We start from the raw sequence: 12,247 nt of genomic DNA on the forward strand, positions 1-12,247 counted from the left end.
TCTGGACCTGAGACTTGAATAGGGGAATGCGTCGCCCACCTGCGGCTCAAGCGCGCCGCCGAATTGCCGGAAAGCGACGTGTGCGGCGTAGGCAGGATATTGGAGGCGGCTGCGCGAGGGCGGCGACCGCCGAGAATAGGCTGAAGCGTCATCGAAACCATATTGTTGCTGAAAGCTCGAATCCGGTTGCGGCAATGCTATGTTGCTCATCGTTCTTCAACGGCAAAGGGGGAGACGACGATGGAAGTTCTGCAGCGGTCCTGGCCCTGGTTTGTCATTCTCGGGGTGATCGCGGTGATCGGCGGCATCCTGGCGCTGATCCATCCGGGTTTCGCCTCGCTGGTGGTGGTGGTCTGGGCAGCCTGGGCCTTCATCGTGCTCGGCGTGGGGCAATTGGTGCATGCCACTGTGATCAGGGCCTGGGGTGGCTTCCTGATGACGGCGCTCATGGGTATTCTCGCGCTGCTGCTCGGGGCCTCCTTGCTGCTCAATCCCCTGGCCGGCGTGGTGTCCCTGACGGCGTTGCTGGGGGCGATGTTCCTGGTCTACGGCCTTGCCAAGGTAATCGTCGCCTTCAACATCCGCTCTTCCGCCAACTGGACCTGGCTGCTGCTGTCAGGCCTGATTTCGATTCTGCTGGCAATCCTGATCTTCTCGGACTTCCAGCAATCGGCTTCCTCGCTGCTCGGTATCCTTCTCGGTGTCGAGCTCCTGTTCTACGGATTCGCCTCGCTGATGACCGGCATGGCGCTGCGCAGCAGGGTTGGCGGGGGCCACTGAGATTGCCAAGCGTGTCGTGACGGTTCAGGTAACAGGCAGCCTCGTCATCCTGCTGCATGGCGTTGCCGCCTTCGGCTATGATCTCGATCCGCTGGCGGGCGTGCTGCGTCGCTCCCTGCCCAATACGGCCGTGATTGCCCCGGATGCGCCCTTTGCCTATGAGCAGGGACCGGGGCGACAATGGTACAGCCTGGAGGGCGTCACGCCGGAGAACCGGCTGGCCCGCATCGCGGCAGCCCGGCCGGCCTTCGATGCGTTGATCGGCGCCCTCGTTGACGCGCATGGGCTGGCGGCCCGGTTGGACCGCGTCGCCCTGGTCGGCTTCTCGCAGGGCGCGACCCTGGCCTTCGATGCCGTGGCCCGCGGGCGCTGGCCCATCGGAGCGCTGGTGCTGCTTTCCGGGCGCTTCGTCACGCCCGCTCCCTTCGCGCCGGCCCACAACACGCCGGTATTGCTGGTGCATGGCAGCGCGGACGGAGCGGTGCCACCCGAGGAAACCCGGCGGGCGGGCGTGATGCTTCAGGGAGCGGGCATGATGGTGCAGACCCACATTCTGCGCGGTGTCGGCCACACCATCTCGCCGACCGGGGTGAAACTGACCCGCCGTTTCCTCCGGGAAAGGCTGGGCGGGACGGGCGTGTGAAGGTAGGAGACAGCAAAGTTTCAGCTTGTTCCTCAAAGGGTGGGATAAACATGAAGCATGCTGGCGTTGAATATCGGTATGTTCTTGGAAGCGATCTCGTCCGCGACGGAATGTATGTCGAAGTTAGCGATTTTCCGAATGAGACGCCGGCAATTCTAGAGATTTTTTACTCGGATGCCACTCACGCGATGACCGTGTCCTTATACACGCAAGATGTTCCGCTGGAGGTCGTCGAATGGGCTATTGCCGTCGCTAAGGAGCGGCTATCCGTCGTTACGGTGTCAGATGGGGAAACGCCTTGCTGTGGCAAGTGACGATTCTGCCGGTTGCGTTCCGGATGTAAAAACTCTGAAAGGATGTCACAAACCCGAATCCCGGATCGTCATGGCCTCGGTATCAACCGAGGAGACCGACCATGACCGCCAAGCTCAATCCCCTTGCCGCCGCTCCCGCGCTGATGAAGGAGTGGCAGCGTGTTTCCTTCGTCATCGCCGCCAATATCGATCCGGGCCTGTGCGAGCTCGTGGAGATCCGCGCCTCCCAGATCAATGGCTGCGCCAATTGCCTCAACATGCACACGGTGTTCGCCCGCGAAAACGGTGAAACCGAGCAGCGTATCTATCTGCTTCCGGCCTGGCGCGACGCCCCTTGTTACAGTGATCGCGAGCGGGCTGCGCTCGGCTGGACCGAGGCCCTGACGCGGCTTAGCGAAGGGCACACGCATGAAGCGGCCTACGAGGCCTTGAAGGCGCATTTCAGCGAGGAGGAGCGGGTCAAGCTGACCCTGCTGATCAATGTCATCAATGGCTGGAACCGGCTCGCGGTCGGTTTCGGCGGCTGGGTCGATCCGGCCTTGGTGAAATCCGCCAAGGCGGTCGCGGCCTGAGAGTGCGGGCGGCTGTATGGACGCGGCAAGGATATCGCTTTGCCGCGTCTAAACCATGATCGGCGCTCGCATCATTTGCACAGGTCATGCCATGGCGGTATTCACGACCTGGCCCCAAAATGGCGGTGAATTCCATGGCGACAATGACGGTCCGGAGTGCCCGCCTCCTGCGCTCGGCAAGGGCTCCAAGTCACGATTCACGGCGCCTGTGGGCGTTCCCGATGGCAACCGCCCTATTGGCGATGGCCGGCGCATGCTGGGTTCAGCCCGCCGCCGCCGATCAACCAGTCCAGCGAACGATGATCTGTCGCGAAGGCGACAACGCCTTTGAGTTCGTCTTTGACGGCAAGGGCGGCGCGAAACTGACGAGAACCACGGGCTCCGTCCTTCTCCTGTTTCCGGACGTGCGTGAGGAGGACTGGACGGTCAAGGTGGTTCGGGAAAGCGGTTCATTCGAGTTGCGAGTCGCCAATTCCCGCGGTGCGGTTCTGTCGATTCCCTTCATCGCAGCGAAGACGATCGGACGAATGAGCTGGAATCACCCTGACGACTCGAAAGTTGATCTCCTTTGTGACATCAGCGGCATATGATGATGATCGGCTCAGCGCCAGCGGTAGAGAGAGGTCCTTCGCGGATCGCTTAGGCTTCAGTTGCAGAACCTTGCCTCGAATCCCCAGCCTTTCTACAAGAAGACCCTTTTTCCCGCGGTTCCGCATAATGCCAGAGCTTTCCTTTTCGCGCGCAGGCGCCTTCCGTCACGGCGGTTTTGCGCGCTATTGGCTGGCGCGCTTTCTCGGCAGTTTCTCGGCCCAGATCATCGGCGTATCAGTCGGCTGGCAGGTCTATGACCTCACGCGCGATCCTTTCGATCTCGGCATTGTCGGCCTGGTGCAGTTCCTGCCGGCCTTCCTGCTGGTTCTGGTCACCGGCGCGGTGGCCGATCGCTTCAACCGCGTCAGGATCATGGCGCTCTGCCTCGCGGGCGAGGCATTGTGCGCCCTGGCCCTGATGCTGTTCGGCCTGTGGGGCAGCCAGACGGCCGTGCCGATCTTCGTGACATTGGTGGTATTCGGCACGCTCAGGGCCTTCTTTGGCCCGGCCCAGCAGTCGCTGATGCCCAATCTGGTGCCGGCGGAGGATCTCGCCAGTGCCATCGCCTGGAGCACCTCGTCCTGGCAGATCGCCACGGTGATCGGCCCGGTCGCGGGTGGCCTTCTCTATGGCCTGTCAGCCAATATCGCCTATGGCACGGCGCTGGTGCTGCTCGGCTTCGCCGCCTTGCTCACCGTCACCATCGCACCGCCGCCGCAATTGAAGACGGCGAAGGAAAAGCCGAGTTTCGAGACGCTGGTCGCGGGCTTTCGCTATATCTGGCGCGAAAAAATCGTGCTCGGTGCCATCTCGCTCGATCTCTTCGCCATGCTGCTCGGCGGTGCAACGGCGCTGCTGCCTGTTTATGCCCGCGACATTCTCGATGTCGGCCCCTGGGGGCTTGGCATGCTGAGGGCGGCGCCCGGCGTCGGCGCTATCGTGGTGGCGGCGATCCTGCTGCGCCACCCGATCAAGGATCATGCCGGCATGGTGATGTTCGTTTGCGTGGCGCTGGTCGGAGCCTGCATTGCCCTGTTCGGCGCTTCGACGGCTGTCTGGCTCTCCATCTTGGCGTTCGCGCTCTTCGGCGGGTTCGACATGGTCAGCGTCTATGTGCGCGAGACCCTGATCCAGCTTTGGACGCCCGATGCCGTGCGTGGCCGGGTGAACGCGGTCAACCAGGTCTTCGTGGGTGCGTCGAACGAACTCGGCGAGTTCCGTGCCGGCATCTCCGCCGGGCTGATCGGCGCGGTGCCGGCGGTGATCTTCGGGGGCGTCGCCACCATCGCGGTGGCCGGCCTGTGGTGGTACTGGTTCCCCGAACTGCGCAAGGTGCGGCATCTGAGCGGGCGGGTGTGAGTGGACACACCAAGGCCGCGCTGATCCGCCAAAGTCAGCGCGGAAGAACCTACAGCACCGCTTCGATCAGCCTCGGTCCGCGCTGTCCCATTGCGGACTTGAAGGCATCGGCGAGGGCGGCATGGCTCTCCGCCCTGACAGCCTCCACGCCCATGCCTTCGGCGAGCTTCACCCAATCCAGATCGGGATTGCCGATGTCGAACATCGACAGCCCCCGGGGACCGACGCTGCCGAGGCCCACCCCCGCCACCTCGTCCATCAGCACCTTGTAAGCCCGGTTGGCATAGATCACCGTGGTGACATCGAGTTTTTCGCGCGCCTGCGTCCACAGCGATTGCAGCGTGTACATGGCGCTGCCGTCGGCCTGCAGCGACACCACCTTGCGGTCGGGACAGGCGATGGCGGCGCCGGTGGCCACCGGCATGCCGTCGCCGATCGCTCCGCCCGAAAGCTGCAGGCTATCATGCGGCGCGGCCGTCTCGTTCAGCGGATAGAAGGGAAAGCCGGAGGAAATCGTCTCGTCGGAAATGATGGCGTTCTCCGGCAGGAAATGGCCGGCGATGCGCATGATACCCTCGGCCGTGACGGGGCCGTCCGCGGGCAAGCCGGGCGGCTCGTGCGCGGAGGCCTTGCCAGGGGTGACGGCGCCGATCGCCTCGGCCAGGGCCTCCAGCGCCCCGGTGCCGTCCTCATGCGGAAAGGCGAGGACGAGCGGCCGGCAGCCGGGCGGCGTCAACTCGCTCGGCTGCCCCGGATAGGCGAAGAAGGCGATCGGGGCCTGGGCGCCGACCAGGATCAGCGTCTGCGTGCCCTCCAGGAAATCGATCGCCGGGCCGGGGCGGTAGGGCAGCCTTTCCACGCGAACGCGGCCGGCGCCGCGTTCGACCCGGGGGACGAAAGTGTCGCAGATCAGCCGGGCTCCGGTCTTGGCCGCGATACGGCCGGCTGCCGCGAGGCCGCGGCCGCGCAGAGCCTCGCCGCGCAGCAGGAAGGCGACTGGGCCGCCGGCCTTGAGGGCTGCTACCGATTGCGTCACGGCGTCGTCGGAGACGGGCGCAGGGCCGAGGACCGGCAGCGGCGCGGCCGGCCTGTCGGCAGCGAGCCAGGCGGTGTCTGCGGGCAGGATCAGGCTGGCGATCTGCCCCGGCGCAGTGCGTGCCACCTGCACGGCGCGGGCGGCATCGGCGGCGACACTGCGGGCGTTGGGCGAGGAATGCACCCAATGCGAGACCGGGCGGGCGAAGGCGGCGACATCCGAGGTCAGCGGTGCGTCGAAACCCTGATGCGCCGAGGCATGGTCGCCGATGATGTTGACCATCGGCACCGGCACCTTGCGGGCATTGTGGAGGTTGGCGAGCCCATTGGCGAGGCCCGGGCCGAGATGCAGCAATGTCGCGGCCGGCTTGCCGGTCATGCGGGCATAGCCATCCGCCGCACCGGTGACCACGCCCTCGAACAGGCCGAGCACCGGCCGCATGCCCTCGATGCGATCGAGCGCACCGACGAAATGCATTTCCGAAGTACCGGGATTGGCAAAGCAGACCTCGACCCCGCTATCGACCAGCGTGCGCACCAGGCTTTCGGCGCCGTTCATGCCGTTGGTGGCGGGGAGGGGCTGGTGCATGGCTGAAAACCGCTGGCTTGGGTGGTTCGGAACAGACCACCCTTAGGCGCAAACGGTACGAGACCTCAAGCATGATGGTGTCACGCTTTCCCGGGGATCAGCCGCAATCCTTGGCGATCATCGGCGAGAAGGCCCAGCCATGGACGCCCTTGCTGAAGCCATCCTGTTCCAGGCGCGAATCGCCGCGCCACCAGGTGACCTCGACCCATTTGCCTTGCCGGCCCTGGCCATATTGCACTTCGTCCTCGGGCTTCATGCTGGCGACCAGGCGATGCTGCGGGCCCGGGCCGGCGCGCAGGGCGACGAAGCCATCCGGCGTCTTGCGCAGATGGCACAGTTCCATGGCGGAGGCCGCGCCCGGCAGGAGGCAGGCGAGGCAGACGGCGAGCAGCGGGGGACGGAGGGAGCGGTTCATGGCGGGGTCCGATGCGTGGATGCCCGACCAAGCCACAGGCAGCGGGATACCGCCGTGACGGCGCGCACAGGACGGGATTCTTCCTTCTCCCGCAAGGGGAGAAGGGAATGGCTTGGCTTGCGGTCAGCGTCGGTAACACGGATTTCTCATGACGTCGTTTTCTGGCCATGTCCCGGCCCATATGCGACATCGTTCCGGCGCGTCTTCTATAGAGCTAGTCGGCAACGGGATGGCATCGGTGCCGCTTCCTGCGGTGATGGTCGCACGGCCTTGCGAGAAGGTCGCACTGAGGCAGCAACCGTGGCGGAAGAGGCGCTAAGGTCCCCCGCAACGCATCCGGAGTCGCAGGCAAATGGCAGTGTTTCCAAAGAAGGCGAAGGTCGTCATCGTCGGGTTGGGCGGGATCGTCGGCGCATCGATCGCCCATCATCTGATCGAGCGCGGCTGGGACGACATCGTCGGCATCGACAAGTCGGGCATCCCCACCGATATCGGCTCCACCGCCCATGCTTCCGACTTCTGCTATGCCACCAGCCACGACTTCCTGTCCTGCTGGACCACGCTCTATTCCATCGATTTCTACGAGAAGATGGGCCATTACGCCCGCGTCGGCGGCCTTGAAGTGGCGCGCGTGGGCGACGATGCCCGCATGGACGAGATCAAGCGCAAGGTCGCCTCCGGCAAGGCCTTCGGCACCCGTGCCCGCCTGATCGAGCCGGCCGAGATCAAGGAGAAGTTCCCGCTGATCGAGGAGCATTTGGTGCAGGGCGGCCTATGGGATCCCGACGCCGGCCTCGTTATTCCGCGCTCGCAGACCGTGGCGGGCAAGCTCGTCGACCAGGCCGAGGCCGCCGGCAAGCTCCAGGCCTTCGCCAACACGCCGGCTACTTCGCTCATCATCGAGAACGGCCGCATCAAGGGCGTGGTCACCAGCCGCGGCACCATCGAGGCCGATCATGTCGTGGTCTGCGCGGGCCTGTGGGGCCGCCTGATCGCCGAAATGGCCGGCGAGGACCTGCCGGTGATGCCGGTCGACCACCCGCTTACCTTCTTCGGGCCCTATAACGAGTTCGCCGGCACCGGCAAGGAAATCGGCTGGCCGCTGATGCGCGACCAGGGCAACTCCGCCTATATGCGCGACACCGGCGATCCCAAGACCGCCGAAGGCGGCCAGATCGAGTGGGGCTATTACGAGGAGACCAATCCGCGCCTGTGCCATCCGCGCGACCTCTTGGAAAAGCACGAGGCGCGCCTGTCGCCCTCGCAACGCGACCTCGACATGGAGCAGATCATGGCGCCGCTCGAACGCGCCATGGAGCTGACGCCGATCCTCGGTGAGCTCGGCTTCAACGAAGGCCATTCCTTCAACGGCCTCCTGCAGGTCACCACCGATGGCGGCCCCTCCATGGGCGAAAGCCAGAAGGTGCGGGGCCTGTGGTATGCGGTCGCCATCTGGGTCAAGGACGGTCCCGGCATGGGCAAGCTGATCGCCGACTGGATGACCGACGGGCGCACGCCGATCGACCACAACAAGATCGACTATGCCCGCTTCTCCCCGCATATGCTGGAGGAAGGCTTCATCGAGGGGCGCTGCGGCGAGGCGGCCCGCAAGATCTACAATCCGGCCGTGCATCCGCGCGAGCCCTATGACACCGGCCGCAACATCCGGCGCTCGCCCTTCTACGAGCGCGAGAAGGAGCTCGGCGGTTATTTCATGGAGCTCGGCGGCTGGGAACGCGCCCATGGCTATGCCGCCAACGAGCATCTGCTGGAAAAATACGGCAACCGCGTGCCGGTGCGCGAGAACGAGTGGGACAACCGCCATTTCTGGCGCGTCTCCAATGCCGAACAACTCGCCATGAGCGAGGATTGCGGCATCATCAACCTCTCGCACTTCGCCATGATCGATGTCGAGGGGCCTGACCATGTCGCGCTGATGGAATGGGTTTGCGCTGCCAAGATCGGCGGCGACGCCAATGTCGGCAAGGGCATCTATACCCATTTCCTCGATGAGGACGGCATGGTGCGCGCCGACCTCACCGTGTTCCGCATGGCCGATCGCTGCCGCGTGGTCGACGGCGCCGATGCCGGCCCGCGCGATCTCAACTATCTGCGCCGCGTCGCCCAGGACAAGGGCTTCGACGTCACCGTCACCGACACATCCGAGAAATACGTCACCATCGGCATCTGGGGCCCGAATGCCCGCGTCAATCTGAAGAAGGTGGTGGAGGATCCGGCCGGGCTCGATCCGGAGAACTTCCCCTTTGCCGCCATCAAGCCGATCCGCATCGGCGGCAAGGACGTTTCTGCCTTCCGCATCTCCTATGTCGGCGAACAGGGCTGGGAGCTGCATATGCGCTACGAGGATGGCCTCGCGGTCTGGGATGCGCTGCGGTCCACCGGCGTGATGGCCGTGGGCGTGGAAACCTATGCCAATTCCCGCCGCATGGAAAAGAGCCTGCGCCTGCAGAATGCCGAGCTCAACACCGAGTACAACCTGATCGAAACCGATCTTCAGCGCCCGAAGGTCAAGGAGGCCGATTTCTGCGGCAAGGCCAAGCATCTGGAGCACCGCGCCCGCGCCCACCAGCCGGCCATGCTGTGCACGCTGGTGATCACCGACAATGTCGATGCCAAGGGCGTCGCCCGCTATCCCGTCGGCATCCTGCCGGTAATGGATCCAGAGACGGGCGAGACGCTGGTCGACGAGCTCGGCCGGCGTTCCTATACCTATTCGATCGCCTATGGCCCGACGATCGGCAAGAACATCGCGCTCGCCTATCTGCCGCATGCCTATGCGCAGGAAGGCCGCAAGTTCAAGGTCGAGTATTTTGGCGAGACCTATCCGGTCGAGGTGGCCGGCGTCGGCTACAAGCCGCTCTACGACCCCGAGAACACCAAGCCGCGGAGCTGAAGCAGATTTCCCCCTTCTCCTTCCAGGGTAGGGGGAGCCGCCGAGTTCTCCACGTCACAATTGCCTGCTCTTGTTGACGTTTGGGGGAAGGGCGCGGAAGTAAGGGAACTCAGTCCCTGACCCTCTCCCGGCATGGGCGAGGGAGTCCGCCATGCCCAAGAAACCGATAGCAAAACCGATCGTCAAACCAACGGCCAAGAAGAAGATCGAGCGCTTTCCCGAGCCGCCCAGCATGCCGCCCGAGACCTCCGTCGTCGCCATCGGCGATATCCACGGACGGCTCGACCTGCTGGAACCGCTGCTCGTGCGCATCGAGAGGCGGGCCTCGCTGCTGCCGGGCCTCAGGCATATCGTGGTCAGCGTTGGCGACCTCATCGATCGCGGCCCCGATTCCGCCGGCGTGATCGAGCGGCTGATGAACGGCGTGCGGGGTTGCGAACTGGTCGTACTGCTCGGCAATCACGAGGACGCGCTGCTGGGCTTTCTCGACGACAAGCCGATCGGTGATGCCTGGCGCAGTTTCTTCGGCGCTGATGCCTTCCTGCAGAGCTATGGCATTGCCAGCCGGCAGAACTACAAGGTCGAGAAGACGCCGGATCGCCTGCGCCAGGACATGTTGGCCGCCATACCGCCTGCCCATCTCGATTTCCTGCGCGCCCTGCCCACCTCCTACAGCATCGGCGACTATTTCTTCGCCCATGCCGGTGTGCGCCCCGGCGTGCCGCTGGATGAGCAGGACGACCGCGACCTCGTCTGGATCCGTGAGGAATTCCTGCATTCCAAGCAGCGCTTCGAGAAGAAGATCGTCCATGGCCACACCCCCGTGCGCAAGCCGGACTTCAACCGCAACCGCATCAATCTGGACACCAAGGCCTATGCCTCGGGCGTGCTGACCGCGGTGCGGTTCGAGGGCATCGAGGCCGTGGTGTTCTGAGCGGCTGAAAGGCTGCTCCGCTCTTCGAATGCGGTGTTTCCGAGAACGGACGGGACGTCCGCAGTCCCAGGGACAGCGCTTCCCGCGCGACCTGGCAAGGCTTGCTCGGGAACCTCCGAGGCTGGGACCGCGAACGTCTCGTCCGCCTCTTGCCGCCCGGCCCGCACGCCCCTTATTGTGGCATAGGAGGGAGCGCATCATGGCGTCATTCCATCTGCCGGCTATCCCCGACGACATCAGCGTCATCGCCTTCGGCGACGTGCATGGCTGCTACGACAAGCTGGAAAACCTGCTCGAACAGATCGAAGCGCGCCTGGCCTATTTGCCACAGCGGCGGCACATAATCGTTTCCGTCGGCGATCTCGTCGATCGCGGTCCGGATTCGGCCCGTGTGGTCGAACGGCTGGCGGCCGGCCTGCCGGGCTGCGAACTGGTGGTGCTCAAGGGCAACCACGAGGCCATGATGCTCGAATTCATCCGCGGCGGCGAGGATGCCGAGGCCTGGCTGCACAATGGCGGCCTGCGCACGCTGGCGAGCTACGGCATCGATCTGGAACGAACCCTCGCCGAAGGCCCGACGCTTCATGGCCTGCGCCGCGCCTTTCTCGACGCGATACCGGAACATCACCTCGCTTTCCTGGCGAGGATGCCGCTCAGCTATGCCTGCGGCGATTATTTCTTCGTGCATGCCGGCATTCGCCCCGGCCGTCCGCCCGACCGGCAGGACGAGGAGGACCTCTTGTGGATCCGCAACGAGTTCCTCGACTGGGACGGCGATTTCGGCAAGCGCATCGTGCATGGCCATACGCCGGTCGACATCGCGACCTTCAGGCCTAACCGCATCAATCTCGACACCGGCGCCTGCTTCGGCGGCCCCCTGACGGCCGTGCTGCTGGAGGGGACGGAGGCGACGATTTTTTGAATTGGGCCGCCTGAAGCACTTCACTTGTTGAAACCTTTGGTCAAAAGCTGCGACTTGCTTGCTCCGGGCGGCCGCAACTGCGACTCTTTGGGCCACAATTCCCTTCTGTCCTTTGCCCGGAGAAATCGATCGTGCCGCCAGAGACCGGCAACCTCGTCACCGCCGACCTGATCGCCGTGCTCGTGGCGGTCACCGCGGGGCGGCCGCGGGTGATGACGGTGCAGGAGGGGCGGGGCCTGCCCTCGGGGCCCTTCGAGGCCGGTCATCGTTCGCTGCAAACGGGATTGCGTAGCTGGGTGGAGGGCCAGACTGGCCATCCGCTGGGCTATGTCGAGCAGCTCTATACCTTCGCCGACAAGGATCGCGGGGCTGAGGACATGCAGCGGGCGATCTCGATCTCCTATCTCGGGCTGACCCGGGAAAATGCCGGTCGGGACGAAGAGACCGGCTGGCGCGACTGGTACGAATATTTTCCCTGGGAGGACCATCGTGCCGGCATGCCGGGGTTTTTCCAGGCCGGTATCGCCGCACCGCTGAAGGCCTGGGCCGGGGCGGCCGACAGCGCAGCCCTGCGCGAGATCCGTTCCCAACGGGTTGATATCACCTTCGGGCTGGAAGGCTTTGCCTGGAACGAGGAACTCGTGCTGCAGCGCTACGAGTTGCTCTATGAGGCCGGGCTGGTGCCTGAAGCCGCGGTGGGCGGCATGCCGATTGTGCCGGGCAGGCCGATGCATGCCGACCATCGCCGCATCCTCGCCACCGGAATCGCCCGTCTCAGGGCCAAGATCAAATATCGCCCCGTGGTGTTCGAATTGCTACCCGCCACCTTCAGCCTGCTGCAACTGCAGCGCAGCGTCGAGGCCCTGGCCGGGCGCCTGGTGCACAAGCAGAACTTCCGCCGGCTGATCGAGCAGCAGGAACTGGTGGAGGAGACCGGCGCGATGGCCGCCGAGACCATCGGCCGCCCTGCCAAGCTGTTCCGCTTCCGCCAGGCCGTGCTGGCTGAGCGCGTGGCCGCCGGCACCAAGCTGCCGCTGGCGCGGGGGTAGCGGCTCGCTTCGCAAGTTTGGCGCGGTTTCCCTTCTCCCGCAAGGGGAGAAGGCTTATCGTGCCAGTCGAAGCTCTGCCTGGGCTTGGGTTTCAACTGATCTTTCTCTCGATCGCGCTGTCGAATCTTTA

12 protein-coding genes are annotated in these 12,247 nt (G+C 64.7%); 10 read left to right on the forward strand and 2 right to left on the reverse strand.

Going from position 1 to position 12,247, the window contains the following annotated elements; translation table 11 throughout:
* Positions 1–240 precede the first annotated feature (240 nt).
* From U1R88_RS25835 to U1R88_RS25860, 6 genes are all read left to right on the forward strand, one after another.
* Positions 241–780: an HdeD family acid-resistance protein gene (locus U1R88_RS25835; RefSeq protein WP_322433840.1), complete on the forward strand. Its 540-nt coding sequence runs from the start codon at positions 241–243 to the stop codon at positions 778–780.
* A gap of 16 nt (positions 781–796) precedes the next feature.
* On the forward strand, positions 797–1,423 hold the full coding sequence (locus U1R88_RS25840; protein WP_322433841.1) for an alpha/beta hydrolase: 627 nt from the start codon (positions 797–799) through the stop codon (positions 1,421–1,423).
* A gap of 50 nt (positions 1,424–1,473) precedes the next feature.
* Positions 1,474–1,737 carry a hypothetical protein gene (locus U1R88_RS25845; protein WP_322433842.1) on the forward strand — a complete coding sequence of 88 codons (264 nt, stop codon included), beginning with the start codon at positions 1,474–1,476 and terminating at the stop codon, positions 1,735–1,737.
* Between the two features lie 101 nt (positions 1,738–1,838).
* On the forward strand, positions 1,839–2,309 hold the full coding sequence (locus tag U1R88_RS25850; RefSeq protein WP_322433843.1) for a carboxymuconolactone decarboxylase family protein: 471 nt from the start codon (positions 1,839–1,841) through the stop codon (positions 2,307–2,309).
* Positions 2,310–2,530: 221 nt separating this feature from the next.
* Positions 2,531–2,899, forward strand: coding sequence for a hypothetical protein (locus tag U1R88_RS25855; protein WP_322433844.1), 369 nt, complete (start codon positions 2,531–2,533; stop codon positions 2,897–2,899).
* 127 nt (positions 2,900–3,026) lie between these two features.
* On the forward strand, positions 3,027–4,259 hold the full coding sequence (locus tag U1R88_RS25860) for an MFS transporter (RefSeq protein WP_322433845.1): 1,233 nt from the start codon (positions 3,027–3,029) through the stop codon (positions 4,257–4,259).
* A gap of 49 nt (positions 4,260–4,308) precedes the next feature.
* Here U1R88_RS25860 and U1R88_RS25865 read toward each other — a convergent pair whose 3' ends face one another.
* Together U1R88_RS25865 and U1R88_RS25870 are read right to left on the reverse strand one after the other, a co-directional pair.
* Positions 4,309–5,883, reverse strand: a complete 1,575-nt coding sequence (locus tag U1R88_RS25865; RefSeq protein ID WP_322433846.1) for an acetolactate synthase large subunit — start codon at positions 5,881–5,883, stop codon at positions 4,309–4,311.
* A gap of 97 nt (positions 5,884–5,980) precedes the next feature.
* Positions 5,981–6,298 carry an SH3 domain-containing protein gene (locus U1R88_RS25870; protein WP_322433847.1) on the reverse strand — a complete coding sequence of 106 codons (318 nt, stop codon included), beginning with the start codon at positions 6,296–6,298 and terminating at the stop codon, positions 5,981–5,983.
* Between the two features lie 352 nt (positions 6,299–6,650).
* Here U1R88_RS25870 and U1R88_RS25875 point away from each other — a divergent pair, with 352 nt between their 5' ends.
* The 4 genes from U1R88_RS25875 (at position 6,651) to U1R88_RS25890 (ending at position 12,117) form a co-directional block, all read left to right on the forward strand.
* Entirely contained in the window at positions 6,651–9,212 is a 2,562-nt protein-coding gene (locus U1R88_RS25875; RefSeq protein WP_322433848.1) for a GcvT family protein, read from the forward strand.
* Positions 9,213–9,363: 151 nt separating this feature from the next.
* Positions 9,364–10,146 carry a metallophosphoesterase family protein gene (locus U1R88_RS25880; protein WP_322433849.1) on the forward strand — a complete coding sequence of 261 codons (783 nt, stop codon included), beginning with the start codon at positions 9,364–9,366 and terminating at the stop codon, positions 10,144–10,146.
* A gap of 199 nt (positions 10,147–10,345) precedes the next feature.
* Positions 10,346–11,068, forward strand: coding sequence for a metallophosphoesterase (locus tag U1R88_RS25885; RefSeq protein ID WP_322433850.1), 723 nt, complete (start codon positions 10,346–10,348; stop codon positions 11,066–11,068).
* Positions 11,069–11,199: 131 nt separating this feature from the next.
* Positions 11,200–12,117 carry an NUDIX hydrolase gene (locus U1R88_RS25890; RefSeq protein WP_322433851.1) on the forward strand — a complete coding sequence of 306 codons (918 nt, stop codon included), beginning with the start codon at positions 11,200–11,202 and terminating at the stop codon, positions 12,115–12,117.
* The last annotated feature ends 130 nt before the right edge of the window (positions 12,118–12,247 follow it).

This window comes from Labrys sedimenti, assembly GCF_034424805.1.
Classification (GTDB): Bacteria; Pseudomonadota; Alphaproteobacteria; order Rhizobiales; family Labraceae; genus Labrys; species Labrys sedimenti.

Bases quoted from the DNA above. Each gene is read 5' to 3' on its own strand.
- U1R88_RS25835 (WP_322433840.1), top strand. From the start codon at position 241: ATGGAAGTTCTGCAGCGGTCCTGGCCCTGGTTTGTCATTCTCGGGGTG.
- U1R88_RS25845 (WP_322433842.1), top strand. From the start codon at position 1,474: ATGAAGCATGCTGGCGTTGAATATCGGTATGTTCTTGGAAGCGATCTC.
- U1R88_RS25850 (WP_322433843.1), top strand. From the start codon at position 1,839: ATGACCGCCAAGCTCAATCCCCTTGCCGCCGCTCCCGCGCTGATGAAG.
- U1R88_RS25855 (WP_322433844.1), top strand. From the start codon at position 2,531: ATGGCAACCGCCCTATTGGCGATGGCCGGCGCATGCTGGGTTCAGCCC.
- U1R88_RS25860 (WP_322433845.1), top strand. From the start codon at position 3,027: ATGCCAGAGCTTTCCTTTTCGCGCGCAGGCGCCTTCCGTCACGGCGGT.
- U1R88_RS25865 (WP_322433846.1), bottom strand. From the start codon at position 5,883: ATGCACCAGCCCCTCCCCGCCACCAACGGCATGAACGGCGCCGAAAGC.
- U1R88_RS25870 (WP_322433847.1), bottom strand. From the start codon at position 6,298: ATGAACCGCTCCCTCCGTCCCCCGCTGCTCGCCGTCTGCCTCGCCTGC.
- U1R88_RS25875 (WP_322433848.1), top strand. From the start codon at position 6,651: ATGGCAGTGTTTCCAAAGAAGGCGAAGGTCGTCATCGTCGGGTTGGGC.
- U1R88_RS25880 (WP_322433849.1), top strand. From the start codon at position 9,364: ATGCCCAAGAAACCGATAGCAAAACCGATCGTCAAACCAACGGCCAAG.
- U1R88_RS25885 (WP_322433850.1), top strand. From the start codon at position 10,346: ATGGCGTCATTCCATCTGCCGGCTATCCCCGACGACATCAGCGTCATC.